Here is a 26,984-nt window from a genome sequence, read left to right as displayed (position 1 = left end):
AAGTCTGAATGTGGAAGAACCTGTCAGAAAGCATTGATATTTCCTTTAATCATAGATTTTACGGTCCACCAGCATATCTTGATATCGAGCCAGACGGATTGTTTATGAATATAGAATTTATCCAGTCGAACCCTGTGTTCCATCTGAATAAGTTTGGACGTCTCTCCCCGACATCCGCGAACCTGTGCTAACCCGGTAATGCCGGGCTTAATCGCATAACGGCCTGGATAGCCGGGTATCGTGTTCCAGAACTGAGCATCATGCTGGATAGCATGGGGGCGTGGACCTACCAGACTCATGTCTCCCCAGAGAACGTTCAGTACCTGTGGTAACTCGTCGATATTGCTTTTGCGGAGGAAGCTTCCGATGCGGGTGACCCGATTATCATTCTTGGCTGCCTGTTTAAACTGCGCATTGGGATCATACGTCATAGTTCTGAACTTCAGGCAGCGGAAGAGCCGACCATTTCGGCCCGTTCGTACCTGAATGAACAGAACGGGGCCGGGGGAGGTGAGTCGAATAGCCAGACCAAGTATCGGGATGAGCCAGGATAGCACTAGGAGTACAACAACTCCCGAAACCAGCAGGTCGACCAGACGTTTGCTTACAGTTATCCATATCGGTATGGATACAGTGTCCACTTCCGTCTGGACCGGCTCAACAAAAGAGGTAGAAAGGCTGAGCATGTGGATGGTAGGTTAACGATTCTATTGTTCAGATTGTAGTAGTACGCATAAACAGGGCTTACCAAAGGGCAAAAAGAGCCTTCAGTAAGCCGTAGTCGGGGACCACGGCTTACCCATACTGAAATCATTTACCTCAAATACTGCTTAGGAGAGCGCTTTGCGGGAGTTGCCGGTTTCTTTCTCGTAATAGCCGTAGCTGTAGTAGTACGACTGGCCTTCGCCAACGGCGTTCAGGACGACATTCAGTCGCTGGAAGCGGTGCTCTTTGTAGAGCGTATCGATCATCTTCAGACACGTTTTCGGCGTGTGATCGTTGCGGATCATGAACATGGTCGTGTCGGCAAACGGAGCAATGAGCTGAGCATCCGTAACGAGGCCGATCGGTGGCGAGTCAACAATCACGTAGTCGAAGCGCTGGCGCAGTTCGCGGAAGAGCTGCTCGAGTTGTGGGCTGCTCAGCAGCTCCGACGGGTTCGGGGGCAGCGGTCCGCTCGTGATGATCTGGTAATTGGGGAAACCCGGTACCGGTTGCAGAATATCGTCCAGGGTGGCTTCCTGAATCAGGTAGTTGCTCAGACCCGCCCGGTTCGGAATGTTCAGGACCGAGTGGAGCTTGGGTTTGCGCAGGTCCATTTCCAGAATAACCGTTGGCCGGTCAACCAGGGCCAGGCTGGCGCCCAGGTTCAGCGACAGGAAGGATTTGCCTTCGCCACTGATGCTCGACGTAAACAGGACAACCTGACTGTCGGTGGGGTTGCTGCGCAGGAACTGGAGGTTGGTACGCAGCGTCCGGATCTGTTCGGCAATGACCGAGCGTTTGCCGGAGAGCATCACCAGCGGATCGTTGTTCCGGCTGGCTACCACTTCGCCCAGGATCGGTACCTGCGAGGCATCTTCTACGTCGGAACGGTGGCTGATCCGGTCGTTCAGCGCATCGCGGCCGGCCAGTACGCCTACCGGCAGTAACAGACCAAGCATGCCGAACAGCAGGAAGATAGTACTCTTCACGGGCTTTACCGGGTTGCTGCCGCTCCGGGGGGCGTCGATAGTACGGCTGTCGGCTACGGTCGATGCGTAGGAGAGGGCCGTTTCTTCGCGTTTCTCGAGCAGGTAAGTGTACAGGTTGTTTTTGATAGCCTGCTGGCGGGTAATGTTGACCAGGGTCCGCTCCTTGCTGGGAATGCTGCGGATCTGGCTTTCCAGCTGGCGGTTGGTGTTCTTAAGGCTGCGCTCGGTGCTCTGCAGTGTCCGTTTCATGTTCTGAACGTTCTCCGAGAGGCTGCTCCGAACGATCTTGATCTGGCTGTCGAGCGACTGCAGCATGGGGTTGTTGGGCGCGGTAGTGCGGCTCAGCTGATCGCGCTGGAGTTCCAGTTCGTTCATTTTACCCACCAGGCTGATCAGCACCGGATCGCCAACGGTCAGGGTAGACGGGGCCACCCCGCGCTCGTTGTTCTGGCTGTTGACGTAGCGCTCAATATCCTGAATGGCGTTCAGCTGGATGCTGGCCTGGTTCAGCTGAGCATCGTTTTCTTTGACCGTTTCGAGGAACACCTGCGCCTGCGAACTCAGGTCCGTGATGCCCTGCGACGATTTGTACGACTCTACCCCTTTTTCAACGGTGGTCAGCTCGCCCGCAATCAGCCGAAGCCGGTCTTCGATAAAGTTGAGGGTGTTGGAGGCAACGATGTTCTTGTCGGTGATGGCGTCCTGATTGTAGGCTTCGATGAGCTTGGTCAGTACGGCTTCTCCCTTGCGCGGAACGGCGTCTTCGAGCGTCAGCTGCAGTACGGTAGAGGCTTTGCTGCTGGGCTCGGCCGTCAGATTTTTCAGGTAGCGCTCAACGGTAGCGGCCCGTGGGCTAACCCGTACGATCAGCGGCTCATCAGCTACATTGAGGGGCTGTCGGGTAAAAAAGCGTAATCGGCCATATGGCGTATGAACGCTCTGATTAACCGGATAAGCCAGGTTGTTGATGCGAACGACCCGAGGGCTAACAACCGTGAGGGTCAGCTCTTCATCGTACAGATGCGGCTTGGCTTTTTCAACAATCAGCTTGATCGGCGACTGGTCGTAGATTTCCTGTTTAATGGTAGCAGTCGGGCGGAAATACTGCACTTCCAGCCCCAGTTCACCAACTACTTTGCTCATGAGCGAAAACGATTTGAGAATCTCCATCTCGTTTTCGATCACTTTTTTAGGGGCGAAGATGTCCATCTCTTTCAGGATGTTTTCTTCGCTCAGTCCTTTTTTGTCGTCTTTGATCAAAAGACTGGTTTTCACCTGGTAGATAGGTGTCTGGTACAGGGAGTAAGCATAGGCCGACCCCAGTGCTACGAGTATCGATAGCAGAAACCAGGGCCAATGCTTCAAGTAGCGCATCAATACGACCCGTAGATTTGGCTCTTTTTCGCCGTCGTACACCTGGTAAGGCGCGTAAGCATACGTACTCTGATTTGACATAATCGTGTCAGTTTACAATTGAAAAGTCATTAACAGTTGAATGGCATCGCGTAAGGTGGAGTGACTTAGAAACGGGATACGATAATCGCGACAAACGAGAGCGCGCTGAGAACAATGGGTAAAATCTGATTGGTACGGTCGGCCGTAGCGGCCCGCGCCCGGCCCGGCTCTACATAAACTACATCGTTCGGGTGCAGGTAGTAGTAGGGCGAGTTGAACACATCGCGTTTGGTCAGGTCGATCCGACCAAACGTACGCTGGCCGTTTTCTTCCCGAATGATGAGTATGTTATCGCGCCGGCCGTAGATGGTAACATCGCCCGACAGGCTCAGGGCTTCGAGCAGGGTGATCTGCTCGTTTGGAATGGCAAACAGCGAGGGGCGGCTTACTTCACCCATGACCGATACCCGGAATGTCTGGTTACGAACATTGACAGTAGGTTCTTTCAGGTATTCGGTCAGCATACCGCGTATTTTCTCCTTGATCTGCGCTACCGTCTGACCCGCCACGTTCACTTTGCCCACCATCGGCAACTCAATGGCGCCGGTTGCATCGACCAGATAGCCATTAACAGCTTGCAGAGGGGTGGTTGGTGAGGCTGGGGCGGCCTGAACTGATCCGCCGGCAGCAATAGGAGAATACGGGTTGAAGAATGAGGAGGCTTCAGGGTTTAAGCTGCTCACCTGAACCGAGAGAACATCGCCGGTCTGAATTTTCGGGATGTACCGTTCTGCAGCGCCAGTTGTGGCAGTAGCCTGAGCTAGGTCATCTTGAAAGTAAGCGAGTTCTTTTGTAGAAGCACAACCGGTTATGTACTGACTGCAAATCAGTAAACCTAGTATAACATAGTGTCCGTAATGATTAAGTCCGTGCGGGAGAGCTATTTTCATAAACTAGTATCTTTAGTATGATCGTGCGTATTATTGACTATTAATTCGAACAGGCTTAGCAAAAATAGTAAATACTATATTTACGAAACAAGAGTTCAGTTAATTAATTATACAACTGTATGGAAAAGTAATATCGCTTGTATGTCAGCGATTTACTCCCGATTGTGCTGAGGATCAGTACAATTAGCTGTCAAATAAAGCGCTTTAGTGACAAAAAAGTCAGTTTTGTAAGTATTTGATTTTCAATTAATTAAAATCTGAATATATTGGTTTTGTCCAGTTATTGAATTTTAACGATAAAGTCTATGTTTTAAATATACATATATTCATTTAAGATAGTGATCAGGTTAAAATTGTATTTTAAACAGAATAAACCCGATTAAATGTTATAGTACTTGTTACTGTAATTATGCTTACATAAATTTGATCTAAGCCTATTAGATCTTATGTATACCCTGCACAAGTATCTCCTGAGCATTGGTCTTAGCCTGTCTGTAGGGGCAGGCTACTGTCAGTCGTCTTCAGATTCACTGGCGAAAGGCCTCAACAGCCAGTCGCTGGGTATACAACTCACCACCACCGGCCCCGGCGTTTTTTACGCCCGCACGCTGAGCCAGCCGCATCGCCTGGCGCTGGTGATCCGCGGCCAGTACATTGCCTACCGGAAGCCTATCCAGATCGAAACGGCACCTAACTCGTTCCTGACCGTAGATCCTGATTTCATGATCGGTATTGCCCAGGCCGGGCTCAACTGGCATCCCTTCCGGCGGGGGTCGTTTTTCCTGGCGGGCGGGGTCGGGTACTCCTGGCATCCGCATCTGGGCGTGGTGGCTACGGCCGATACGAAGCTGAACCTGGGCGGGCTGGAGCTGACCCCCGAAGATGTGGGTACGATCGACCTGGCTATCCGCTGGAGTCCGGTGGTAGGCTATGTAGGCTGGGGGTTCGGGCGGGTAATTCCCCGCAAGCGGGTCGGCGTCGGATTCGAAATGGGGCTATTCTACCTGGGTAAGCCCCGCATCGATCTGAAGTACGAAGGATTTCTGGAAACGACTAACCTGTCGGAGCAGATTCCGGTGGTCGAGCGTAACCTGCGCCACTACCGCTACCTGCCCACGCTGAACCTGCGCGTCGGCTACCGGCTGAGCCGTTGATACACTGTTAGCTGCGGACACGACTGCAATCCAACTCAACTCATGACTATACGTCGGCTATCCTCTCTTTTATGTGCTGGTCTGGCTGCTGGCCTGCTTACCTGCCAGAACCCGTTAGACGGGGTTCAGCTGCGGGTCAAAGACCCTATCCAGATCGGGGTCGTCGAGGTACGACTCTACGATCCGGCGGGTAACCCGCGGCCAACCGATAATCGCATTACGCTGGCTGGCCCGAACGCGGCTCAGGTCGTTACCACCCTCAACACAACCCGCTACCGCATCAATCCTGACGGGGTGTTGCTGCTGGCGCCGTCGCCTTTGGTGACCCTGTCGGCGCAGGCGCCGTTCCGGTTTACTACCGTCGTCGAAGCGGAAGGGTATATGACGATCGTGCAGCCCATCGTACAAACCGGGCCGGGGCGGGTAACGCGGGTGATTCGGCAAATCAGCCTCAGTAAGCCACCCCGCACCCTGACGCCCGCCCGCCTGGCCGGACAGGCCGGTACTGACGGTACCCTGACGGCGCCCTTCAGCCTCACCACCACCGGCCTGACCGCCGACGCCGACCGGGCGTCGGTCAGCCTGCCGGCCGGTACCCGCCTGACCGATCGGGATGGGCAGGCCGTGGGGGGGAAGCTGACCATGCAGGTGTTACAGACCCACACCCGCGCCGGTGATGTGACCAGCCAGGTGCCGGGGGGCGGTATACTCTCCAACGTACACGGACAGAACGGCGGACCGGCACCGGGTAGCCTGCGGGTAACCTCGCTGGCGGGCTCGCTAACGCTGGAGATCTATAACGAAGCGTATCTGCTGGCCCACGGCCTGTCGCAACCGGCCCGCCTGACCATGGATATCAACCCGGCCACCATCAACGGCAGCAACGGCCGGCGCGTACAGCCTGGCGACTCGATTCCGCTCTACAGCTACGATGCCTTTACCAACCGCTGGCAGCAGGAAACCCCGGGAGTTATCGTACGAAACAGCCAGAACAGCCGGCTGGAGTACCGCGCCACGGCCAGCCGAACAGCCGCCTACGTGGCCACCTGGACGGAGTCGGTCTGCGACCTGGGGCCCGTTTTTACCATAAACAGCAAGCTGGCCAATGTGGATGTCAACTACCGCTGCGAACTGATTGACGCCACTACCGGTCAGCGCATCAGCAACTTCTACGCGAACGTGAACAACGGGGCCTCTATACGAGTGTCGGGCCAGCCGAGCGGGCGGCAGCTGAAACTGCGGATCTACGACGAAACCGACGCCTGGGGCAAAGGCGCCAAGGGGGGGCTGATGGCCGAGTCGGCGGCAGGCGAAACCTGCGATCCGTCACCCATTGCGGTCAGCCTGGCGTCGCTGCCGGTACCGCCGGTCATGAACCTGTCATTCGATTTCGAATGCCCCAAAGGAACCACCCTCGACGAGTCGGCCCTGCCGGCCCAGATCCGGACCCAGTACAGCGAAACCGGCAAAGAAAACTGGCGGGAGCTGATTACGGCCACCCGTACGCAACGCAAGGTAGCCTCGTACAAACTGAAGATCGGGCAGCGGTACGATTTTCGGGCCAGCACCGACGGCGGAGCTACCTGGCCCCTGCGGCAGAACAATTACCTGGTCGACAAGCCCGAGTGGAAACTGGATATCAACGCGCCCATGTACTGCAAGTAAACGGATTCTCTGAGTATGGCACGCCCCACAAAAATCCTGATTCTGCGGTTTTCATCCATCGGCGATATCGTGCTGACGAGTCCGGTTGTGCGTTGCCTGAAGCAGCAACTGCCCGGCCTGTTGGTCCACTACGCCACCAAACGGGCCTACTCGGCGCTGATCGGGCCCAATCCCTATATCGACAAAGGCTATTACCTGGACGATAGCCTGGCCGCGTTGATTCGTCAGCTGCGGGCCGAAGACTATGACCTGGTCATCGATCTGCACAACAACCTGCGGACCCGGGCCGTGAAGCTGGCGCTGGGGAAGCCGGCCTATACGGTCGACAAACTCAACTGGCGGAAGTGGCTATACGTCCGCTGGAAAGTCAACTGCCTGCCCGACCGGCATATCGTTGACCGCTACCTGGACACCGTAGTCCCGCTGGGCGTCAGCAATGACGGCGGAGGGCTCGATTATTTCATCCCCGACGCCGACCGGCTAAGCCTGGACCAGCTCCCGGCAACCCACCGGTACGGCTACGCAGCCTATGCCATGGGTGGGCAACACGCCACCAAGCGACTACCGGTATCGCGAATGATCGAGCTGGTGCAGCACATCGATTACCCGGTGGTGTTGCTGGGCGGGGCCGAAGACCGGGAGGCCGGAGCCGCTGTTGAGCAGGCGCTCGGTCCCGACCGGGTTTACAACGCCTGCGGCCTGTACCGGTTCAGCCAGTCGGCGTCCCTGGTGCAGCAGGCCCGGGTGGTGTTCAGTCACGACACGGGTCTGATGCACGTGGCGGCAGCGTTCCGGAAGAAGGTCTACGCCCTCTGGGGCAACACTACCCCCGAGCTGGGCATGTATCCCTATCAGACTCCGCACGTATCCCTGCAGGTGCCGAATCTGCCTTGCCGCCCCTGCTCGAAGATCGGTTCGGCGCGTTGTCCGCAGGGGCATTTTCGCTGCATGAACGAGCTGAATCTGGCCGTGCCCATGCCCGAGCTGAGCCACGAGCGGATCGCGTAAACAATTCGGTTTTCCCCCGAAAAATCACTATTTTTGTTTACGACAACAGCCCGAAACTAGTGAAGACAGCCACTGCAGCAAAGCCACAATCCAGGAAAACAGAAACCCCCCTCAACCGCCAATACAACCAGATTAAGGCCAAATATCCCGGTGCGCTGCTGCTCTTCCGCGTCGGTGATTTTTACGAGACCTTCGGCGAAGATGCCGTGAAAGCCAGTAAGATTCTGGGCATTACCCTGACCAAGCGGAACAACGGCGGAGCGAACGAAGAACTGGCGGGTTTTCCGCACCATTCGCTCGATACCCACCTGCCCAAACTGGTTAGGGCGGGCGAGCGGGTAGCCATCTGCGACCAGCTCGAAGACCCGGCCCTGGCCAAAGGCATTGTCCGGCGGGGCGTTACTGAACTCGTTACGCCCGGCGTTTCCTTCAACGATAACGTACTCGATACCCGCCGGAATAACTACCTGGCGGCCGTTCACTTCGGTAAGGCCGGCAGCGGACAGACCGACGATGTGTTTGGCGTGGCTTTTCTGGATATTTCGACCGGCGAGTTTCTGGCCTCGCAGGGCAACGGGCCCTATATCGATAAACTACTCCAAAGCTTCAACCCGTCGGAGGTGCTGTACTGCAAGCGCAACCGGCAGGAGTTCGGCGCGCTCTTCGGCGATAAATTTCATACCTATACGCTCGAAGACTGGGCCTTTACCTACGATTTCGGCTACAACTTCCTGAAGCAGCACTTCCAGACCACCTCGCTGAAAGGGTTCGGTATCGAAGGCATGCCCGACGGGATTATTGCCGCCGGGGTCATTCTGCACTACCTCAACGAGACGGAGCACAAGGACCTGCAGCACATTACCCGCGTTACCCGACTCGAAGAAGACCGTTACGTCTGGCTCGACCGGTTTACCATCCGCAACCTCGAGCTGACAGCCGCGCAGCAGGAGGGGGGCGTTCCGCTGATCCAGATCCTCGACCAGACCGTAACCCCCATGGGCGCGCGGCTGCTCCGGAAGTGGCTAAGCCTGCCTCTCAAGGAAAAAGCACTGATCGACGAGCGGCTCAACATGGTCGAACTGCTGGTCGAGGATATCGAACTGGCCGATACCATGGTCAGCCACCTCCGGCAAATCGGTGATCTGGAGCGGCTCGTCTCCAAAGTAGCTGTTCGGCGGATAAACCCGCGCGAGCTGCTGCAGCTGAAACGGTCGCTGCAACACGTGTTGCCGATCAAGGAGATGCTGATCACGGCGCTGAGCCAGTCCGAGTCGCCGGGGCTTCATCCGGCGTCGCTGAAGAAATACGCCGACCAGCTCAACCCGGTCGCCTTCCTGATCGACCGGATCGAAGCCGAACTGCGCGAAGATCCGCCCACCCTGTCTAACCAGGGCGGCATGATCAAGCCGGGCATCAACGCCGAGCTGGATGAGTTAACCGCCATTGCCTACTCGGGTAAAGATTATCTGCTTCAGCTCCAGGAGCGGGAAGTAGAGCGTACCGGCATCAGCTCGCTCAAAGTGGCGTATAACAAGGTGTTCGGCTACTACCTGGAGGTGACCCACGCCCACAAAAACCGGGTGCCCGACGACTGGATCCGGAAACAGACGCTGGTCAACGCCGAACGCTACATCACGCCCGAGCTGAAAGAATACGAAGAAAAGATTCTGAACGCCGAGGAGCAGATTTTTCAGATCGAGTCGCGCATGTTTGCCGATCTGATCATGGCCGCCGGTGAGTACGTAGGGGCCATTCAGCAGAACGCCCGTGTTTTGTCGGTGCTGGATGTGCTCTCCTCGTTTGCGCGGGTAGCCGTTCGGAACAAGTACGTCCGGCCGCAGATGAACGAAAGCAAGGTGCTTAACATCAAAGACGGGCGCCACCCCGTTATCGAGCAGCAGCTGCCTCCCGGCGAGCCCTACATCCCGAACGATATTTACCTCGACGACGAAACCCAGCAGATCATCATCATTACCGGCCCCAACATGGCGGGGAAATCGGCCCTGCTGCGACAAACGGCGCTGATCGTGCTCATGGCCCAGTCGGGCAGTTTTGTGCCGGCTTCCCTGGCCGAGATCGGACTGGTCGACAAGATCTTTACCCGTGTCGGTGCGTCGGATAACCTGTCGAGGGGCGAGAGCACGTTCATGGTCGAGATGACCGAAACGGCCAGCATCCTGAATAACCTCAGCGAGCGGAGTCTGGTCCTGATGGACGAGATCGGGCGCGGCACCAGCACTTACGACGGGGTGTCGATTGCGTGGGCCATTACCGAATACCTCCACAACAAGACCGACTGCCGGCCCAAAACCCTCTTCGCGACCCACTATCACGAACTGAATGACCTGGCTGTCGATAACCCGCGCATCCGCAACTACAACGTGTCGGTGAAGGAGATGGGCAATAAGGTGATCTTTCTGCGCAAGCTCAAAGAAGGCGGGTCTGAGCACAGCTTCGGTATTCACGTGGCGCAGATGGCCGGTATGCCCGCGCAGGTGGTAAACCGGGCGGGCGAAATCCTGAAGCAGCTGGAGGCCTCCCACGTTCGGGAAAACAACAAGGAGAAAATCCGCGAGGCCGTACCGCAGGAGCGCGAGCTGGCCCTCCGCATCATCGAAGCCGGCGACCCGCGCTCCGAAGCCATCCGTGAAAAACTCCGGGCCATCGACGTCAACCGCCTGACCCCCATCGAAGCGCTGCTGAAACTCAACGAACTGCTGAAACTGGCCGAGTGATGTAGCAAAGAGATGCGGATGTGTCTTTCTATGGCTGACTGGACAGGGTGCTATTTATTTTCGCACGATGAAACAATGGAGTGGTTACTGGTCAGTACAAAGGTTGGTGCGTCACCATCCTGGATTGGTAAGGGAGTATACAATTGGAAGCAACCCAGTGCTTTGGTAAACAATCTTCCTGAAAAGCATAAGCTTACATCAAATCAAACCTAACCAGATGAACAAGACACTGCACCCCCAGTATATTACCGACGAGCAGGGGAAGCGAGTCTCGGTTGTTTTGCTGATTCAGCAATGGCAACAGGTGCTGGATGACCTGGAGGAACTCGATGACATTCGGCTTTATGATGAAGTGAAGGCGCGACAGGAGCCGACTCGTTCGCTGGCCGATTATCGCAAAAAACGACAGCCGTCGAATGACTGAGTATGCAATCGTATTGACCCGGACTGCCCAGAAACAGCTGGATAAGTTGCCCGATTCAGTGGCTGAAACACTGCTTGACGCGATCGAACTGTTAGCCGCTGACCCTCGTCCGGACGGTTTTAAAAAGCTGAAAGGGCGGGCCGGGTAGCGACTGCGAAAAGGTGACTATCGCATCATTTACGACATTCACGACGATGTGTTAACGGTTAACGTAATTGGCGTTGGGCATCGGCGGAATATTTATGACTAAGTAAACAACAACCAATGGACTTGAACGTACTCACGGCTCCGCTCACGACGCACGAAATTGAATGGCGGGTGCAGAGCCAGACCAAAGATGGTCAAAAGATTATTGTCGTGCCTTACATTACCAACCGCTGCGTGATGCAACGTTTCGACGATCAGTTCGGCTGGGCGGGCTGGCAGAACGAAATCCGCGAAATAGAAGGGGGGTTTTTGTGCACCATCACGGCCGTATTGCCCGGTGGCGAGATTGTTCGCAAAACCGATGGCGCCAGCCGTACCGGCATCGAACCCATCAAGGGCGGTATCAGCGATGCCATGAAGCGGTGCGCCGTACAGTTCGGGCTGGGCCGCGCGCTCTATGACTTCCCGAAGGTGTTCATCGAAACAACCGATAAATATATTCCCAACTGGGCCACGCCCCTGCTGGACAAGATGGTCGATAAAATCAACGCGGGTGGGGTCGTTCGCGATGTGGTCGTGCTCAAACCCGAACACGCCAAGCCGGCCAAAGCGTAAACGCTGTTTAAGCCAGTTCTTCGATCCTGAATTGCTTAACCGGCTTTTGGGGTAAACGTGCACCTGCTTACCTGTTGGCGCACGTTTACCCCAAAAGCCGGTTTTTGTCTGGGGGCTAATCAATAGCCGCGGCTAGGAAAATGAGCTCATTTCCCTCCGCCTACGCTGGCCGGGCTACCCATACCCTGCGACAGGGCCAGTAATTTCTCACTTAAGGTGTTGATCGCTTTCTTGTAGCGCATTTCCAGCTCGGGCAGGTTGGCCGTCGATTTCAGCGAAGCTTCGTAGAGTAAGCCCGGCAGCATCCAGGACGCGTAGCCGCTGTTGGGGTCCGATGATGCGTAGAGCGACCGGTACCACGATCCGAACGCATTGCCTTTGGGGTCGATGAAGGCCCGCTCCAGCAGCCGAAGTTCGCGGTTCAGGTCGACCAGTTTGTCGGTACGGCCGGTTTTTAGGTAGTTCTGGCGGGCCACCTCGCAGGCATCGGCGCTCTTCTTTAGCTCGGTGACGGCGTCGAGCAGGGGTTGAATGGTATAGGTCGGCGCGTAGGCTTTGATGGCCCGTTCGGCGGCTTTGAGGTGAACGGTCAGGTCGTTCGGATAGCGGGCCACATCGTAGGGAACAAGATCGGCGTTGGCCAGTCGCAAGGTCATCGTACCCACTACCTGCTCCATCATCGGACCCATTTTGTAGGTCGGGTCGGCAAACTTGTCGTAGAAATACAGATCGTCGTATTGCGAGTGGTACAGCGTCGGGCCTTCCATACCGGCGCTCAGGGCGGGTATGCCCACGTGCATGTACGGACCGATGTGGTCAGACCCTCCGCCCAGGTTACCAATGGTTGGCTCGCCATCCTGTACGGCCGGTGCGCTCGATCCCGTAACGCGGGTGGGATTGCCCGCAGCTTTGTGGCCCATCCAGTGCTGGTAAACGGTCTTGTTCGAGTCGGGGTACTGCACCGACTGGGTAGCTTCGATGATCAGCTTTTTCAGGCTGGGCGAGGCCGAGGCTCCGAAGGTGCGGCCCGATACGGCTGCGTCGTAGTTCATGTAGGCCACGGCTTTCTGGGTCAGCTCATCGCGGAACTGCTCGCTCCATTCGGCCGAGCCAATGACGCCCGGCTCTTCGGCATCCCAGTGGCAGACCTTGATCGTGCGCCGGGGCCGCTGGCCTGTTTTGGCCAGTTTTCCGAACGACTCACACATACTCAGCAGCATGGCTGTACCCGAGTTGGGGTCGGTAGCCCCGAAGCTCCAGGCGTCGTAGTGGCAACCCGCAATGATCCATTCGTCGGGAAATTCGCTGCCCGTCAGCGTGCCGACAACCTGGTAGATGCGCTGGATAGACCGTTCCTGCTTCACCATGAGCCGCACCCGCAGGGCGTTGCCGCCTTCCAGCCGGTAGGTAAACGGAAGGCCACCCTGCCAGCCGCCGGGTACGGGGCGGGTGCCGGTCATGCGCTTCAGAATTTCAACGGCCGATCCGTAGGGGAGGGGCGTTACCGGAATTTTATGGAAGGCGACATCTTTCTCGGCCAGCCGTTTGGGCGTGTTTTTGGCATCCATGGGCAGGGCCGCTTCGCCGGGGGTGAGCGGATCGCCGGTATAGGGAACCGTCAGCAGCGAGCCGCGCTGGATCGTGCTCTCCGAATAGAACGGCCCCTCGGGAAAGGTCAGACCCCGCATGTAGCCGCTATCGGCCGGGTCGGTGAAAATCAGCACGCCCGCAGCCCCGGCGGCCTGCGCAAACTGGGCTTTATACCCGCGGAAGTTGCCGCCGTACCGCGCCAGCACGATCTTGCCGGCCACCGAAACGCCCATGGCTTTGAGCTGCTCGAAATCTTCTTTCCGGCCATAGTTGGCGTAAACGACTTCGGCCGTCACGTCGCCCGAACCCGACCAGGCGTTATAGCCGGGGGTGAGCCGCGGGTCGCTGGCGTACTTGTCTTCCCGATAAATGAACTCGCGGATGTTGAGCGGCTGCCGAACGGGTTCGACCAGCTCGACCGCAATCTCGCCGGGGCCTTTGGGAAGCATCACATCGTGCGGGTAGATGTCGACCTGCCAGCCCGCTTTGCGCATGGTTTCGGCAATGTAGTCGCGGACGCGTTCGTTTTCGGGCGAGCCCGTAATGTGGGGCACGCTGCTTAACTTTTCGAGATGCGCCTTGAAGGCAGCCGGCGACTGTTTGGTCTTGAATTCGGTTTCGAGCTTCTGCTGGGCTTCCTGCCGCGCCGGTACGAACCCACTCAGGGTTTGGGCGCTGGCCGACAGGCCGGTGGCGAGCGTAAGGACAAGTAAAGCGGTTGGTTTCATACAGTCAGGTCGTTTGGTTACGATTCAGGCATAAGATAGGCAGAAAACAAAAGCCGGAAAATACGCAGCCCGTGAAAACGCCGAAGCCACCCCATCGGGAGGTGGCTTCGGTGACTGAAATCTCTAACTGGCTGATCTTATTTGGGTTTGGCAAAGATCGTCGCGTCGACCGGGGCGTTAAAGGTGATCTTGGTGATTTTGCCGGTGATCGGGGCGGGCACCATCGGTGAGGTTATTTCACTACCGTACGGAATGGTGAGCCCGTCGGTCGTTTTGTAGTCGGAGAACGAAGCCGTAATCTCACCCTGGGGCGTTGTGCCTTTCATGCCGACAAGCTGGTAATTGGTGGCATCGACAAAATAGTTGAAAACGCCTTCGGGCCGGTTCACCTTCAGGTTAAACACGTCTTTGTCTTTGTATTTTTCTTTGCCGACCAGTTCGTAGGGGTATTTGCCACTCTTGACGTAAGCCAGCGGCATCATCTGCGGTTCGGTACCACTCTTGGCCGCTTTCATGGCCTCGGCGGGCATATCCTGCGGGGTCGTGCCGCCCTGCATGGGGTTGATCATCCAGCCTTTGTCGCCGTCGAATACGGTCGTTATCTGCGAACCCATCACCGATACGTCGCTGCGCATCGACTGACCAACGACGTACGTACTTTTAGCCGTCAGTTCGTTACCCATGACCGACATAGACTGCTCTACGTCGAGGGTTTTGATGGCAGCGACCTTGTCTGCCCCACCCAGCGCAGCCAGGTGTTTATCAATCACTTCGTCGGCCGTTTGTGCCAACGCGAGGGCCGGCACTGCCACGAAGGCAACGAAGGCAATCAGTTGTTTTTTCATGTAGAAATTAGCGTTAACGTATCCAAAGATACTAAATTAAGAACGTAAAAATTGACCGGTTTGTGATAAGTGGATACCAGTTTCGGGGAGCAAGTCCGCAAGAATCGGGTTGGCCTGGGGCGGGGTTATCCCGACCTTTGTAAGGGTCAATTGAACAACAAATTCATGAACACGAACAGCACCTACACCTATCAGCAGATGGCACAGGCAATTGAGCTGCTGGCGGCTACCTACCGCGACCGGCCCACGCTGGCCGAACTGGCCAGCCGTGCCAACGTGAGCGAGTTCCACTTTCAGCGACTCTTCACGGAATGGGCCGGGGTGAGCCCCAAAAAGTTCAGCCAGTACCTGACGCTCGAACACGCCAGGCAGCAACTGCGGCAGGGTAGCCCGCTGGCCGACACGGCTTACGATGCGGGCCTGTCGGGTACGGGCCGGCTGCATGACCTGTTCGTTACCCTGGAAGGAGTTACCCCGGGCCAGTTCAGGCAGGCCGGAGCCGGGCTTCGGCTGCAGTACGGCCGGTTTGTAAGTCCGTTCGGTGACTATGTGCTCGGGGCCATCAACGGAAAAATAGCGGTACTGCAGTTCCTGGATGAAACGGGACCGTCGGCTGAGTCGCTACTTAGGGCTGCCTGGCCCGAAGCGAGCCTGTACCACGACCCGACCGCCCTCCAGCCCCTGGCCGATCCGATTTTCAGAGTCACGACGGCAGATGGTCAGCTGCAAAAACCGCTGTCCGTCTTACTGCGCGGGTCGGCCTTTCAGCTAAAAGTATGGGAAGCGCTGCTGCGGATTCCGGAAGGACGCCTGGTCAGCTACGACCAGATTGCCGCATCCATCGGGCAGCCCACGGCCTCGCGGGCGGTCGGCACGGCCATCGGGAACAATCCGGTCGGATATCTGATTCCGTGCCACCGGGTCATCAAAAAAACCGGACTCTTTGGCGGATACCGCTGGGGCGCCGACCGCAAGCAGGCCATGGTTGGCTGGGAAGCCGCCCGGACCGCTTCCGACGCCGACTGAATCCAGGGCCGACCGGATCGCAGCCTGTTGCTGACTCGGGCTTACGACCGGTTGCCGACCGGGCCTGGCGTTAACCCGATTAAACACGGTCCGATCCTTGCTGGTTAGTTGGGTATGGCTGTTTACGATCTGGAACATCATACAATACAAGTTACCAAGCCGGGTGCACGCCAACCGGTTCGGCTTCACGTGGTGCAGGCGGGTCCGGCCGATGGCCCCCTGCTTGTACTGCTACACGGCTTCCCCGAATGCTGGTTTGGCTGGAAACAACAGATCGGGCCGCTGGCTCAGGCCGGCTACCGCGTTTGGGTGCCCGATCAGCGGGGCTATAACCTCAGCGACAAACCGGCCGGTATCGACGCCTACACCATCGATACCCTGGCGACTGATGTGGTCGCGCTCATCGACGCAGCCGGTCGGCAGAAGGCTATCGTTGTCGGACACGACTGGGGCGCGGCCGTTGCCTGGTGGGTAGCGGCCACCGCGCCGGAGCGGGTCGAGCGGCTGGTCGTGCTGAACGTACCGCATCCGGGGGTGATGAAACAAATGGCGAGCCGCGACCCGGGGCAGATGCTGCGGAGCTGGTACATCGGTTTTTTCCAGATACCGTGGCTCCCTGAAGCCATTTCCCGGCTGAACAACTGGGCTATGCTGGCCCGGACCATGCGTAGCAGCAGCCGGCCGGGTACGTTCAGCGATGCCGATCTGGATCAGTACCGGGCTGCCTGGAGCCAGGGCGGGGGCGCTCTGCGGACCATGATCAATTGGTATCGGGCCGCGCTGCAACACCCGCCAAAGCGAAACACCCAGCTCCGAATACGGGTACCGACCCTCCTGATCTGGGGCGCCCGGGATCGGTTTCTGAAGCGGGAGATGGCGCAGCCGAGCATTGACCTGTGCGACAGCGGCCAGCTGGTGTTTTTCGAGAATGCTACCCACTGGGTTCAGCACGAAGAGGCCGACGCGGTTACGGCGCTGATTGCTGCCGGCTAGATAAACCAACCCAGGGCCTACCCGGATCAATGATTGGTAGGCTGACAACCGGTTACCGATTGTTCACGGCTTGTTTCAGCAGGGCCACCGCCTGCTCCAGCTCGGCTTCTGTGCTCGAGGCAAACCCCAGTCGGGTGCCGTTGAGTAGTTGCCCCGGCGGATTATGAAACAACCCGTTGGCTATGGACAGCCCCGTTTGTCGGGCCCGTTCGGCGAGACTGGCCATGTCGATGGCCGGGTCGAACGTAGCCCAGACGGCCAGACCGCCATCGGGCCGGGTAAACTGTACGGCCTCGGGCAGGGCGGTGCTGAGCAGCTGGCAGAAATAATCGCGTCGGCTTTCGTACGTACGCAGCGCCTTCCTGAAATGGCGTTTCAGCACACCCGTTTTGATCAGCTGGCCAATGGCGAACTCCAGCATCTGGTCGCCCTGCCGGTCGATGATGCGCCGGAGCTGAGCCAGCTCGGTAATGACGGCAGTGGGCGCTACGACATACCCAACCCGAAAAGCAGGCGCTACCGACTTGGTGAGCGAACCCACGTATACGACCATGCCGCGCTGATCGGCGCTGGCCAGTGGCAGAATGGGGCGGCTCAGGTAGTGAAAATCATAGTCGTAGTCGTCTTCCAGAATCACGAACCCATACTGCCCGGCCAGTTGCAGCAGCCGTACCCGCCGGTCGGCCCGGAGGGTAACCGTTGTCGGGTAGTGGTGGTGGGGCGTCACGTACACCATCCGGATCGGTCGGCCCAGGCGTTGCTGCTGGTCGCAGAGGTCGGCCAGCTGGTCTGTGTTGAGCCCGTGCTGATCGACCGCAACGGGCAGTACCGTAGCGCCGGTGTTGAGAAAATTCATGGTAGCACCCGCCCAGCTAGTCAGCCCCGTGGCTACCACATCGGCGGGGCGGAGCAGCAGCTGACTGGCCAGGTGCAGGCCCATGATGCTGCCCCGGGTAATGAGCACATTGTCTGGGGTGGTATGCAGGCCCCGGGTTTCGTTGAGGTGCCGGGCCAGCTGTTCGCGCAGGAGCGGGTGGCCTTTGGTGTCGCCGTAGCCGAAGTGCTGTTGCGGATTGCCCCACCGGAAATAAGACCGATAGGCGCGGCTCAGCTCGTCCATGGGGGCCAGCCGGATGTCGGGAAAACCGTCGTCCAGCCGCAGGCCACCCGGGTTGGTGAGTACCGGCCGGGCCAGAAACGAGCGGGGCTCGAACGAATAGCCGGGCTGATGCCGGACCGACGGCAGGGCGAGACTGTCGGCCAGGGGCTGAGGCCGGCTGTCCAGGGCGTGACTCGTAACAAAGGTGCCGCTGCCCGACCGGCTTTCGAGCCAGCCCTGCGCCAGCAGCTCGTCATAGGCAGCCACCAGGGTTTGCCGGTGCAGACCCAGCAGCTGGGCCAGCTGGCGGGTGCCGGGCAGGCGCTGCCCGGCCGTTAGGGTGCCGGACCGGATCAGTTGCTGAAGCTGGTCGGCCAGCTGGACGAAGACGGGCGTGGCGGCTGTTTTATCGACGGCGAGCAGCGACTTGAAAGGAAGCATAACCGGACTAGCTGTTTTGTATAAACCGGACGATTTGTACGGGCCGGTAAAGTACGACTTTTGCCAGAGAAACGATTGATACCGCCATGACAACATCCCGCCTTATCCCCAGCCGACTGGCCAAACGCGCTCACTATGACGCCGAAACGATCCACCCCATTCTGGACGAAGCCTTGTTCTGTACCGTCAGCTACGCCGTTGACGGGCAGCCCATGGCCATCCCAACGGCCTACGCCCGCAAAGGAGACAAACTCTACATCCACGGATCGGTGGGGAGCCACTTTATCCGGACCATCGAAGCGGGGGCGCCGGTCTGTATTTCGGTGATGCTGACCGATGGGCTGGTGCTGGCCAAGTCGGCTTTTCATCACTCGGTAAACTACCGGTCGGTGGTTATCTTCGCTACGGCCGAGAAAGTAACCGACGAAGCCGAACGGATGGAAGCGCTGGCATTGATAACGGACCACCTGGTGCCGGGGCGCTGGGCTGACCTGCGCCCGACTACCGATAGTGAGATGCGTAAAACCACGGTGCTGGCTTTTTCGCTGCACGAAGCATCGGCCAAGGTACGCACCGGTGGCCCCTCCGATGATCCGGAAGACATGGACCTGCCCACCTGGTCGGGAGTCGTGCCGATGCAAACCGTTCGGCTGGCGCCAGTGCCCCAGGATTCCGACAGGCCCTTACCTGACTATCTGCAATGATACAGATCAGACCCTGGCAGGTTGCCGATACGGAGCCGTTGCTGGCTGTGTTCCGGAAAAACGTACCGGTCGCTTTCGGCGAGAGCGAAGTAGCCGAGTATACCGACTTTCTGACTACCTACCAGGAGCCCTATGTCGTGGCCGAACACGAAGGCCGGGTGGTCGGCGCCTGCGGGCACTCGATCCGGCTCCACGAACAGAAAGCGCACATTGTCTGGATTTTTGCCGATCCGGCGCTGAAAGGACTCGGTATAGGTACCGCACTGATGCGGTATAACCTGCTGGCGATCCGGCAGTATCCGGAGGTAACGGAACTAGTTTGTCGCACCTCGCAGGTTGCGTATGCCTTTTTCGAGCGATTCGGCTTCCAGCTGCAGTATACCCAACCCGACTACTGGGTGCCGGGACTCGATCTCTATTACATGACCGTGAAGCCGGACGCGCTTCGGGGCCTGTAACGTACCCCATAACCGCCTATGTACATCAATAAACACAACCGGGAGAACGATCCCGAGAGGCTGCTCCAGTTTATGCAGGCGCATAGCTTCGCCCTGTTCATCACAACCGGGGAAAACGGTATGCCCATGGCTACACATCTGCCCATCGAGCTGGTGGTTAGTGCCGACGGGCCGCATAAACTGGTTGGGCATCTGGCCAAAGCGAACCCGCAATGGAAAACGCTGGTGCCGGAAACGCCCGCGCTGGTGGTGTTTTCGGGGCCGCACGCCTATATCTCGTCGTCCTGGTACGATCATCACAACGTGCCAACCTGGAACTATCTGTCCGTACAAGCCAGCGGCCGGACCCGCATCCTGTCTGACGACGAAACGCTGGCCCTGCTGCGGATACAGCTAGATCGCTACGAGGCCGCTTCCCAGCATCCGGTATCGGTCGATAGCCTGACCGAAGCGTACGTGCGCCGGGAGATGCGCGGTGTGGTGGCGTTCGAGATGACCATCGACACCCTGGAGGGGGCCGCCAAACTGAGCCAGAACCGGGACGATAAGAACCATGCGGCCATCGTAGCCCAGCTCCGGCAGCAGAGCGACCCCAATGCCCGGCGTATTGCCGACGAAATGGCCGCCCGGCGTCAGCCGCCCGACCGGTTATAAATCGCCTTTGTCCTGATAAATCAGCAGCGGCACGTCCGATAGCTTCACCATCCGGCTGGTCAGGCTGGGGTTGAGCAGGCCCGACAGGAAGTCGCGCTCGCGGGTTGTCATCACCAGCAGATCGACGGTATGCTGGCTCAGGTAGGTTTCCAGACCGCCCGTTACGGTGTTGGCCTCAACGGTATCGACGGGGAGCGGTTCGGTACCGTAGACCGCCTGCAACTGGGCCGTCATCTCGGCATCGTCGTTGAGGTTCGGCTGGTTGCTGGCGCGTACGTGCAGCACCCGCAGCGAAGCCCCGAAGCTCCGGGCCAGCGCCACGGCCTGCGCAAATGTATCGTCCTGATCAAATTCGAGGGGTGTCGTAAAGACCAGTTTTTGCAGCGATACGGGCCGGGCTTCGTCTGACTGATCGGCGGGAACGACCAGTACCGGACAGTGGGCATCGCGGGCAATGCCGGTGGCTTCGCTGCCAATGAGCCGGTCGAAGAACGAAGACAGATCACTGCGCCCGGTTACGATCAGGTCGGCCTGGTGTTCGCGGGCGGCTTCCAGAATGGCTTCTTTAACCGCACCCCGGCGCAGGTCGGTCTGGCAGGTGAGCCCTTCGGCTTCCAGCTGGCCGGCCAGCTTCGTGAGCTGGTCCTGATAAACGGGTTCGGTATCCATCATCACGGTCGTGCCCACGCCCAGATCGCCAATGACCGGCATCGATGTGTCGGGCATGGGCATGGGCTGCACGTGAAGGAGTATAAGCCGGGCTTTGTAGTGGCTGGCCAGCAGGCGCGCCCAGTTCAGGGCCTGATTGGTGGCTTCGCTCAGGTCGGTAGGCAACAGAATCGTGTTCATGGTGGAAGAGGTTGTTTCCTGCAATAAACACAAAAAACAGGGCAACCTTCCCGAAACCCGTGTTGTCTGATTGTTAAGCCGTGGGCAAATACGGGCTGGCCTGGTACGAACAAATGCTCAGATTGGGCTGCACCAGAAGCAGGAACGTATCGACCGGCTCAGGGCTGTCGGCTGGATCGATAGCGCTCAGCAGCAGGTGATTACCCACCGTGTCGATCCAGATCAGCGAATCGGTCAGGTAGGTGAGCGCGATCCGGTGCTGGCTCCGGTCGGTGATGTGCGAATCGAGCAGGGTAAACCGATGCTCGACGAACGAAACCGGCTGGCCGATCGCGTCGACCAGCCCGGGAATCTGTCTGTTCAGTTCGTTTACGTACAGGCCTATGGCGAAGCTGACCCGAACCGACAGACCGGGGTCAGCCTGCGGAACGGCGGCCCGAACCTGCTGATAGGTGGTGTACTGGTTGTTGGGATTGTAGGCCTGTACCTGCAGGCGAAACTCCTGGTACGAGTCGGCAAAAACAACCTTTTCGAACTCGGAGCGGGCACTCCCGGCGTCGATGAGATGACGGAAGGCCAGCCGGATGCGGGCTTTACTCATGCGTTGACTATGGGCGGATTAACGACGGGCTGGGGCCGAAAATGTCGGGCCCTGGGGTGGGCAAAGAAAAAACCGCAGTCGGCCGAAAGCGGGTTGGCGGGGTCGTTGACGATACCGATGTCTGGCGTCAGGCCCAGCAGGGCCGCCAGCCCGAAACGCTCGACCGGGCCGGAGCAGGCGTAGTCGCCGATCGACACCCGAATGCCCTGGTGTATGCCTTCGATGATGTCGGTATTGCTCAGATCATCGTCGTCGCAATAGGCCCAGATAAACCGCCTGAGCCGGTAATGCAGGTAGTCAGCCACCGCCGATCGGTAGAGCGCGCAGAGGTCGGTAGCCAGAAACACCCGGTAGTCGTCTTCGGCAGCAGCCCAGGTTTGAATGGCCGTACCGATACGCTGGTCGAGCCGGACCGCGTACCCGCCGATGTAGTCCGACTCGCCGGTGGTCAGGAGAGCGGCTGGCTTGATCAGGTCGGCCAGGCAGTATGACGAACCATCGGCCACGGGCAGGCGGGGGAATGTCAGCCGAACGGCACCTCCGCCAGGGGGCTGAATCATCACCTGATCCCCTTCGGCCCAAGCCTGCCAGACGCCGAAGGTAACCTCAGGCCGCAGCAGCCCACCGGCAATCCAGTCATCGAGCAGGGCGTTGGCGTCGGCCAGTAAGCTGCGGGCCGTTGTGCCCCAGTCCGGACTGTCGAGGGCGTCCGGAAACGGAACCGGGATTTCCCACTGCCGAAACAGCTCACTCCAGTTCAGATAGGTGCGTACCCGGTCGGTGTCGGCGGCATCGAAGGTCGACACGCCAACAAACCGGCTGGGAAACGGGCTGAACGCAGGCCAGTCGATCATCAGGCTTTTACGTAGATGGTATGAGTCAGGTTGTACCCACCGGTGGCGCTGTTAGCGGTAACGGTGGCGAGTTCATTATCCAGGGAGTCGCTGAGGATGTTGTCGCCGGAATTTTTGAGCGAGTTCTGTCCGTGCGCTTTGTAGAGATCGGTAGTATAGACGGCCGTGTTGATGTCTTCCGGAAACGCAATCTGTGAGGTCAGCTTCAGGGTATTGTCTACGTAAACCTGCACGTGGATATGCGTAGCGCGACCCTGGTACCAGCCAGGATAGATACCCGTAAACTTTACCTGTCCGCTGGCATCGGTATACTGGAGGCCCCGCAGAAAGGTCTTGCCGGTATTGTTCTGGGTACCCAGGTAGCCCGAGTTGCTATAGCCCGAATAATACCCGTCTTTATCGCAATACCAGATGTCGACGCGGGCATTGGCCAGCACGGCGCAGCTGTTGTTTACGTTTTTAACGGTCATGGTCATGTCGAGCTGAAGGCCGGTTTTACCCTCGCGGATATCGACCCGTTGCAGGGCCGAACCCCGGCTGCTGTAGAGCGGGTAGGGGCCGTCGGTTTCGGTATCGGTTACTACGCAGCTGCCGGTGGTGGAGCCGCCCGTGGTAGAGCCGTTGGTTGTTGTACCGCCAGGGGTAATTTCCGTCTGGCTGGAGCAGGACTGTAGCAGGGCCGGGGTCAGTACCGTGCTGGCAATGGCTTTGCGGAGAAAACTCAGCCGGGAGATGGGTTCGCTGGGGATCATAGAGCGCTGATGGCAGACGGGTTTGTGTCGTCTTCTGCATCTAGTACGTCTACAGGCCCGGCTTCGTTGCCCAGTTTCCGCCTTGTGTAGAGCAAGGCGGCTAATGTGCCGACCAGCCTGCTCAGGGTGCGACGTAGGAAAACTACCCCCCAAAAAAAGCCGCGGTCCCGGTAGCCCACAGAAGGCATACGGAGACCGCGGCTACCGGTAAAGCACTGCGTATTATTTCTTTTCGGCTACCGAGCCATCCTGTTTGGTGAACTCACCGGCCGCTTTCAGCTCCACTTCATCGCTGACAACGGTTACCGGAATGGTACCGAGGCTGAAGTCTGACCGTTTGATCAGGCCGGTTACTTTGAAGCCTACTTTTTCCTGCTTGCCGCGGGGGCTTTCGTTGGTGACGGGGCCTGTCATCACCACATCGAGGGTAACGGGCTTCGTAATGCCGTGCATGGTGAGGTCGCCAACGGCTTTGTATTTCTTGCCTTCCACTTTGGTAAACGACTTGCTCTTGAAAGTAAGCGTCGGGTATTTGGCCGCATCGAAGAAGTCGGGGCTCTTGAGGTGACCATCGCGCCGTTCGTTGTCGGTGTTGATGCTGTTAACGTCGGCCGTCAGATCGAATACGGCATCAGAAAGGTCCGGTTTGGCGGCTGTTACTTTGGCGTCGAATGTTTTGAAATTACCGTCCACTTCAGACAGCATCAGGTGAGTAACCGTGAAGCCGACTTTCGAGTGCGATTTGTCGACGGCCCAGGTCTGGGCTTGGGCTGCGAAGGCGAACAGGGCAATAGCTGGGGTAAGGAAAAGACGTTTCATTGGATATACGGTTTTTATTGGGGTAATACTCAGTTACAACGGTAAATATGCCTAGAAATTAGATGCTGCTACACGTATTTTTCCCGAATGCCGAAATTCCCTGAGCGAATCCCTGTTTTAGGCTCTTTAATGCCCTGCGAGGCTCTGCAAAAAAAGACCCGGCCAGATGACCAGGTCCTTTTTAGTTGAACAGACAACGGGTTCGGTTATCGCTTCCGGCGATTTATCTGAACAAATGTACCGTCGGCCGCAAACAGCAACTCGGCGGGGCCATTGCTGGCCGTCTGGATCAGGACTTTAAACTGCCCGGTGCTGCTCTTTCCGGCTACCTTAATCGTTGAGCCTGCGTAATTGGTGCTGATGTAGCTGGTTACCGAAGCGGGTAACTCGCTGGTTTTGATGATGGTATAGTCTTTAAATCCGCGAACGATTTCCTGAACAAAGGCCCCGCTGGTAGTAAACAACAGCGCCTTACGGCCGTCGGCCTGGGTAATCATGACGATATAGCCGCGGTCCGGATCATTGACGGCTGCGTTGATGGTAGCGCTGGCAAAGTTGGTGGTGATGTAGCTGGTAATGGCCGCTGGCAGCGAAGCCACCGCTATTTTGTTCAGGCTGTCGCGGTTTCCTTTGCCACCGTGTCCGCGGCCCGGACCCCCTTTTCCGGGGCCGCCACCCCGCAGGGACAGCTCTTTGTTGAACGTGCCGTCGGCGTTGAACAGCAAGGCTTTACGGCCGTCGGCCTGGGTGATGGCCACCAGGAAGTTCCCCGTATCGTCTTTGGCTGCGTAGTTGATGGTAGCGCTGGTGTACTTCGAGGTGATATACGCCGTTACAGCGGCTGGCAAAGCCGACACATCCACGCGGGTCAGACTGTCGCGGCAGTGGAAACCCGTTGAATCGGACGAAAGCCGGGCAGCCCCCAGCGTCGAATCGGCATCGACCGACAAACCTTCCTGCTGATTGCAACTCCACAGGCCAATACCCAACAGGGCAATGAGGCTGGATAAAATTAGTTTTTTCATGGTTGTTGTTTGGTTTACTGTAGACGATTACGTGGACTCTGGCTACTCCGTTGCAGCCTGTCCGAAATTTCTGGTAGCCTACCCGTGGGTGAGTAAAACTACCTGGCTGTGTATGAGCCGATCAGGCCCATAAAAAAACCAGCCGACCCTGCCGAGGAGCACCTGTCTCCTCAGCGGGGTCGGCTGGTTCAGAACCAACCGGTAACGGTTGACGTAGCTGACTTAGTTGGCCAACTCCAGTGTCTTCAGCGGTTTCACCATGCCATAGCGGGCACCGGCTTTGCGCTGGATGGATGAGCCGATCGAGCTGAGCGGATTGGCGTTGGCCGATCCGGCCCGGGCAGAGGGGGCGGTGCCGGTAATCTGCGCCAGGGCCGTGCCGAGCAGCGGTTCGCGCGTATCGCCCAGCGGCAGCAGGTTGAGCGGCTCTTCGACCTCGATCGTGGGTTTAAAACCACTGGCATAGTCAGACTGCCCCAGGCTGTTAAACGACTTGAATACAATCGGCTGCATGCCCCATTTTATTTTGCCACTGTCGTCGGTCAGGGTGATCGAGCCTACATTTTTGCCGGTCGTGGTCGTGCCGATGGTCGTCACGGTCATGTAGGGGCGCAGGCCGTTGATGATCAGCTCACTGGCCGAGGCTGTATGGTCGGTGGTCAGCACAAATACGCGGCTGAGGTTGGCGCCTATGTTCTGGGGCTTGGTAACGAAGTTGTTGACCAGAAAATCGCTGCCGTACTGGCGGGTCCAGGCCGCCGTCAGGGTCGGGTTGCATTCCTCGCGGAAAAACAGTTTGCCGGTCGTAACGCCCTTACCGATCAGGCTGGCCAGGTTCGTCGACGAAGAGGTATAGCCACCCGGGTTATAGCGCAGATCCAGTACCAGCTCGTTAACGCCCTGGGCCTTGAAATTGCTGAAGATGGCATCGATTTGGGCGTCGTATTCGTTGGCGCGGCTGTTGTTGGCGCCGGGAACGAACTGATTGTAAACCAGATAGCCAATCTTTTTGCTGCCGACCGTGTAGACCGAGTCCAGAAACACCGGATTCTCCTGAAAAACGGTGGCCGTAACGCTCCGGCTCACGTCCGTATCGACGAGGCTGCCATTATTGACGCTGGCCAGACCGAACGTAAAATTGGTGGTGTTACCAAAGAGCAGGCTGAGGTAATTGCTCCGGTTCAGCACCTGTCCGTTCACTTTCGAGATGATGTCGCCCCGTTTCAGCCCTGCCTTCTGAGCGGGGGAGCCGGGTAGTACGTACAACACCTGGGCAATGATATCGTCGGAGCCGGATGCCCGCAGGTACAGCTGGTATTCCATACCGGTGGTAGTGGTTTCGCCACTCAGGCTGGCCTGGAGTTCCTCCGCGCTTTCCTGAATCCAGGAGAAACGGTCGCCATCGGGGTTAGAAGTTGCGTTGTATGTATTCAGCAGCGAGTTGAAAAATGGCTCGGGGGCCAGCGTCAGGTCGGGGTTAGCCGGGATCTTCGTATTCCAGTAGTAGTAATACCGCATGTTGTCGAGAATCCAGTTGTTGACCTCGGCATTGGGGTTAGCGGCTGTGGTTGTCGTGGCGGGGGTCACCAGGTCTGCCTCTTTTTTACAGGCCGATAGCAACACCGCGAAGCTGGCGACAAGTACCCAGGGCGTCCGTCGCCGGGTAGGGTTTGTGCTTACGTTTCTCATAGTTATTTGTTGGATTGCAGGGATTTCCCACACTCGTATAACGATTATTACGCCCGTAGAATGCCCGACG

At 57.9% G+C, this 26,984-nt stretch carries 25 protein-coding genes; 12 read left to right on the top strand and 13 right to left on the bottom strand.

The window, feature by feature from the left end:
* Positions 1 to 23: 23 nt before the first annotated feature.
* The 3 genes from B1C80_RS00690 to B1C80_RS00680 all read right to left on the bottom strand — a co-directional run bounded on the left by B1C80_RS00690 (position 24) and on the right by B1C80_RS00680 (position 3,961).
* Positions 24 to 686: a sugar transferase gene (locus B1C80_RS00690; RefSeq protein ID WP_077919126.1), complete on the bottom strand. Its 663-nt coding sequence runs from the start codon at positions 684 to 686 to the stop codon at positions 24 to 26.
* A gap of 144 nt (positions 687 to 830) precedes the next feature.
* Positions 831 to 3,149, bottom strand: a complete 2,319-nt coding sequence (locus B1C80_RS00685; protein WP_077919125.1) for a polysaccharide biosynthesis tyrosine autokinase — start codon at positions 3,147 to 3,149, stop codon at positions 831 to 833.
* Positions 3,150 to 3,214: 65 nt separating this feature from the next.
* Positions 3,215 to 3,961 (bottom strand): polysaccharide biosynthesis/export family protein, encoded by a 747-nt coding sequence (locus tag B1C80_RS00680; RefSeq protein WP_369822676.1) that lies wholly within the window; start codon positions 3,959 to 3,961, stop codon positions 3,215 to 3,217.
* A 524-nt stretch (positions 3,962 to 4,485) separates the two neighbouring features.
* Here B1C80_RS00680 and B1C80_RS00675 point away from each other — a divergent pair.
* The 7 genes from B1C80_RS00675 (at position 4,486) to B1C80_RS00645 (ending at position 11,787) form a co-directional block, all read left to right on the top strand.
* Entirely contained in the window at positions 4,486 to 5,193 is a 708-nt protein-coding gene (locus tag B1C80_RS00675) for a hypothetical protein (protein WP_077919123.1), read from the top strand.
* 42 nt (positions 5,194 to 5,235) lie between these two features.
* Positions 5,236 to 6,858 (top strand): hypothetical protein, encoded by a 1,623-nt coding sequence (locus B1C80_RS00670; RefSeq protein WP_077919122.1) that lies wholly within the window; start codon positions 5,236 to 5,238, stop codon positions 6,856 to 6,858.
* 15 nt (positions 6,859 to 6,873) lie between these two features.
* A complete protein-coding gene (locus B1C80_RS00665; RefSeq protein ID WP_077919121.1) occupies positions 6,874 to 7,866 on the top strand; it encodes a glycosyltransferase family 9 protein in 993 nt (330 codons plus the stop codon).
* 59 nt (positions 7,867 to 7,925) lie between these two features.
* The gene (gene mutS, locus B1C80_RS00660) at positions 7,926 to 10,601 is read left to right on the top strand and encodes a DNA mismatch repair protein MutS (protein ID WP_077919120.1); all 2,676 of its coding nucleotides are present in this window, start codon (positions 7,926 to 7,928) and stop codon (positions 10,599 to 10,601) included.
* Positions 10,602 to 10,818: 217 nt separating this feature from the next.
* Positions 10,819 to 11,025 (top strand): hypothetical protein, encoded by a 207-nt coding sequence (locus B1C80_RS00655; RefSeq protein WP_077919119.1) that lies wholly within the window; start codon positions 10,819 to 10,821, stop codon positions 11,023 to 11,025.
* Between the two features lie 151 nt (positions 11,026 to 11,176).
* Positions 11,177 to 11,275 (top strand): type II toxin-antitoxin system RelE/ParE family toxin, encoded by a 99-nt coding sequence (locus tag B1C80_RS28940; protein ID WP_201723545.1) that lies wholly within the window; start codon positions 11,177 to 11,179, stop codon positions 11,273 to 11,275.
* Positions 11,276 to 11,289: 14 nt separating this feature from the next.
* Positions 11,290 to 11,787, top strand: coding sequence for a Rad52/Rad22 family DNA repair protein (locus tag B1C80_RS00645; protein WP_077919118.1), 498 nt, complete (start codon positions 11,290 to 11,292; stop codon positions 11,785 to 11,787).
* Between the two features lie 146 nt (positions 11,788 to 11,933).
* On the opposite strand, the gene B1C80_RS00640 is transcribed toward B1C80_RS00645, so the two are convergent.
* Together B1C80_RS00640 and B1C80_RS00635 are read right to left on the bottom strand one after the other, a co-directional pair.
* Positions 11,934 to 14,105 (bottom strand): M28 family peptidase, encoded by a 2,172-nt coding sequence (locus tag B1C80_RS00640; protein WP_077919117.1) that lies wholly within the window; start codon positions 14,103 to 14,105, stop codon positions 11,934 to 11,936.
* A 137-nt stretch (positions 14,106 to 14,242) separates the two neighbouring features.
* Positions 14,243 to 14,950: a DUF4292 domain-containing protein gene (locus tag B1C80_RS00635; protein ID WP_077919116.1), complete on the bottom strand. Its 708-nt coding sequence runs from the start codon at positions 14,948 to 14,950 to the stop codon at positions 14,243 to 14,245.
* A 165-nt stretch (positions 14,951 to 15,115) separates the two neighbouring features.
* On the opposite strand from B1C80_RS00635, the gene B1C80_RS00630 reads away from it, so the two are divergent.
* Entirely contained in the window at positions 15,116 to 15,976 is an 861-nt protein-coding gene (locus tag B1C80_RS00630) for a methylated-DNA--[protein]-cysteine S-methyltransferase (RefSeq protein WP_077919115.1), read from the top strand.
* A 114-nt stretch (positions 15,977 to 16,090) separates the two neighbouring features.
* The gene (locus B1C80_RS00625; RefSeq protein ID WP_077919114.1) at positions 16,091 to 16,969 is read left to right on the top strand and encodes an alpha/beta fold hydrolase; all 879 of its coding nucleotides are present in this window, start codon (positions 16,091 to 16,093) and stop codon (positions 16,967 to 16,969) included.
* A 52-nt stretch (positions 16,970 to 17,021) separates the two neighbouring features.
* Here B1C80_RS00625 and B1C80_RS00620 read toward each other — a convergent pair whose 3' ends face one another.
* Positions 17,022 to 18,509 carry a PLP-dependent aminotransferase family protein gene (locus tag B1C80_RS00620; protein ID WP_077919113.1) on the bottom strand — a complete coding sequence of 496 codons (1,488 nt, stop codon included), beginning with the start codon at positions 18,507 to 18,509 and terminating at the stop codon, positions 17,022 to 17,024.
* Between the two features lie 86 nt (positions 18,510 to 18,595).
* Here B1C80_RS00620 and B1C80_RS00615 point away from each other — a divergent pair, with 86 nt between their 5' ends.
* The 3 genes from B1C80_RS00615 to B1C80_RS00605 are packed head-to-tail and all read left to right on the top strand — an operon-like array spanning position 18,596 to position 20,325.
* Positions 18,596 to 19,213, top strand: coding sequence for a pyridoxamine 5'-phosphate oxidase family protein (locus B1C80_RS00615; protein ID WP_077919112.1), 618 nt, complete (start codon positions 18,596 to 18,598; stop codon positions 19,211 to 19,213).
* The gene (locus B1C80_RS00610) at positions 19,210 to 19,671 is read left to right on the top strand and encodes a GNAT family N-acetyltransferase (protein ID WP_077919111.1); all 462 of its coding nucleotides are present in this window, start codon (positions 19,210 to 19,212) and stop codon (positions 19,669 to 19,671) included. Before B1C80_RS00615 ends, B1C80_RS00610 begins: the two co-directional genes overlap by 4 nt.
* 18 nt (positions 19,672 to 19,689) lie before the next feature.
* Complete coding sequence (locus B1C80_RS00605; RefSeq protein ID WP_077919110.1) at positions 19,690 to 20,325, top strand: FMN-binding negative transcriptional regulator; 636 nt, start codon at positions 19,690 to 19,692, stop codon at positions 20,323 to 20,325.
* Here the strand turns inward: B1C80_RS00605 and B1C80_RS00600 are convergent.
* The 7 genes from B1C80_RS00600 to B1C80_RS00570 all read right to left on the bottom strand — a co-directional run bounded on the left by B1C80_RS00600 (position 20,320) and on the right by B1C80_RS00570 (position 26,914).
* Positions 20,320 to 21,174: a universal stress protein gene (locus B1C80_RS00600; RefSeq protein WP_077919109.1), complete on the bottom strand. Its 855-nt coding sequence runs from the start codon at positions 21,172 to 21,174 to the stop codon at positions 20,320 to 20,322. The two genes, B1C80_RS00605 and B1C80_RS00600, sit on opposite strands and share 6 nt — an antisense overlap.
* Positions 21,175 to 21,247: 73 nt before the next feature.
* Positions 21,248 to 21,775, bottom strand: a complete 528-nt coding sequence (locus B1C80_RS00595) for a hypothetical protein (RefSeq protein WP_077919108.1) — start codon at positions 21,773 to 21,775, stop codon at positions 21,248 to 21,250.
* On the bottom strand, positions 21,772 to 22,629 hold the full coding sequence (locus tag B1C80_RS00590; RefSeq protein WP_077919107.1) for a vitamin B12 dependent-methionine synthase activation domain-containing protein: 858 nt from the start codon (positions 22,627 to 22,629) through the stop codon (positions 21,772 to 21,774). Before B1C80_RS00590 ends, B1C80_RS00595 begins: the two co-directional genes overlap by 4 nt.
* Positions 22,629 to 23,381: an intradiol ring-cleavage dioxygenase gene (locus B1C80_RS00585; protein ID WP_129600292.1), complete on the bottom strand. Its 753-nt coding sequence runs from the start codon at positions 23,379 to 23,381 to the stop codon at positions 22,629 to 22,631. The genes B1C80_RS00590 and B1C80_RS00585 overlap by 1 nt, the downstream gene beginning before the upstream one ends.
* A 222-nt stretch (positions 23,382 to 23,603) precedes the next feature.
* Positions 23,604 to 24,200: a YceI family protein gene (locus B1C80_RS00580; protein WP_077919106.1), complete on the bottom strand. Its 597-nt coding sequence runs from the start codon at positions 24,198 to 24,200 to the stop codon at positions 23,604 to 23,606.
* A 206-nt stretch (positions 24,201 to 24,406) separates the two neighbouring features.
* Positions 24,407 to 25,225: a PepSY-like domain-containing protein gene (locus tag B1C80_RS00575; protein ID WP_077919105.1), complete on the bottom strand. Its 819-nt coding sequence runs from the start codon at positions 25,223 to 25,225 to the stop codon at positions 24,407 to 24,409.
* Positions 25,226 to 25,447: 222 nt separating this feature from the next.
* A complete protein-coding gene (locus tag B1C80_RS00570) occupies positions 25,448 to 26,914 on the bottom strand; it encodes a S41 family peptidase (protein WP_077919104.1) in 1,467 nt (488 codons plus the stop codon).
* Positions 26,915 to 26,984: the final 70 nt, after the last annotated feature.

Origin of the sequence: Spirosoma sp. 209 (assembly GCF_002006735.1) — a bacterium.
GTDB classification, from domain to species: Bacteria; Bacteroidota; Bacteroidia; order Cytophagales; family Spirosomataceae; genus Spirosoma; species Spirosoma sordidisoli.
The sequence above is the reverse complement of the archived record's forward strand: the minus strand, read 5'-3'. Positions and strand labels throughout refer to the sequence as shown.

Bases quoted from the DNA above. Each gene is read 5' to 3' on its own strand.
- B1C80_RS00675 (WP_077919123.1), top strand. From the start codon at position 4,486: ATGTATACCCTGCACAAGTATCTCCTGAGCATTGGTCTTAGCCTGTCT.
- B1C80_RS00585 (WP_129600292.1), bottom strand. From the start codon at position 23,381: ATGATCCCCAGCGAACCCATCTCCCGGCTGAGTTTTCTCCGCAAAGCC.
- B1C80_RS00620 (WP_077919113.1), bottom strand. From the start codon at position 18,509: ATGCTTCCTTTCAAGTCGCTGCTCGCCGTCGATAAAACAGCCGCCACG.
- B1C80_RS00625 (WP_077919114.1), top strand. From the start codon at position 16,091: ATGGCTGTTTACGATCTGGAACATCATACAATACAAGTTACCAAGCCG.
- B1C80_RS00575 (WP_077919105.1), bottom strand. From the start codon at position 25,225: ATGAAAAAACTAATTTTATCCAGCCTCATTGCCCTGTTGGGTATTGGC.
- B1C80_RS00670 (WP_077919122.1), top strand. From the start codon at position 5,236: ATGACTATACGTCGGCTATCCTCTCTTTTATGTGCTGGTCTGGCTGCT.
- B1C80_RS00630 (WP_077919115.1), top strand. From the start codon at position 15,116: ATGAACACGAACAGCACCTACACCTATCAGCAGATGGCACAGGCAATT.
- B1C80_RS00595 (WP_077919108.1), bottom strand. From the start codon at position 21,775: ATGAGTAAAGCCCGCATCCGGCTGGCCTTCCGTCATCTCATCGACGCC.
- B1C80_RS00605 (WP_077919110.1), top strand. From the start codon at position 19,690: ATGTACATCAATAAACACAACCGGGAGAACGATCCCGAGAGGCTGCTC.
- B1C80_RS00635 (WP_077919116.1), bottom strand. From the start codon at position 14,950: ATGAAAAAACAACTGATTGCCTTCGTTGCCTTCGTGGCAGTGCCGGCC.
- B1C80_RS00600 (WP_077919109.1), bottom strand. From the start codon at position 21,174: ATGAACACGATTCTGTTGCCTACCGACCTGAGCGAAGCCACCAATCAG.
- B1C80_RS00640 (WP_077919117.1), bottom strand. From the start codon at position 14,105: ATGAAACCAACCGCTTTACTTGTCCTTACGCTCGCCACCGGCCTGTCG.
- B1C80_RS00590 (WP_077919107.1), bottom strand. From the start codon at position 22,629: ATGATCGACTGGCCTGCGTTCAGCCCGTTTCCCAGCCGGTTTGTTGGC.
- B1C80_RS00610 (WP_077919111.1), top strand. From the start codon at position 19,210: ATGATACAGATCAGACCCTGGCAGGTTGCCGATACGGAGCCGTTGCTG.
- B1C80_RS00665 (WP_077919121.1), top strand. From the start codon at position 6,874: ATGGCACGCCCCACAAAAATCCTGATTCTGCGGTTTTCATCCATCGGC.
- B1C80_RS00655 (WP_077919119.1), top strand. From the start codon at position 10,819: ATGAACAAGACACTGCACCCCCAGTATATTACCGACGAGCAGGGGAAG.
- B1C80_RS00690 (WP_077919126.1), bottom strand. From the start codon at position 686: ATGCTCAGCCTTTCTACCTCTTTTGTTGAGCCGGTCCAGACGGAAGTG.
- B1C80_RS00570 (WP_077919104.1), bottom strand. From the start codon at position 26,914: ATGAGAAACGTAAGCACAAACCCTACCCGGCGACGGACGCCCTGGGTA.
- B1C80_RS00685 (WP_077919125.1), bottom strand. From the start codon at position 3,149: ATGTCAAATCAGAGTACGTATGCTTACGCGCCTTACCAGGTGTACGAC.
- B1C80_RS00580 (WP_077919106.1), bottom strand. From the start codon at position 24,200: ATGAAACGTCTTTTCCTTACCCCAGCTATTGCCCTGTTCGCCTTCGCA.
- B1C80_RS00645 (WP_077919118.1), top strand. From the start codon at position 11,290: ATGGACTTGAACGTACTCACGGCTCCGCTCACGACGCACGAAATTGAA.
- B1C80_RS00615 (WP_077919112.1), top strand. From the start codon at position 18,596: ATGACAACATCCCGCCTTATCCCCAGCCGACTGGCCAAACGCGCTCAC.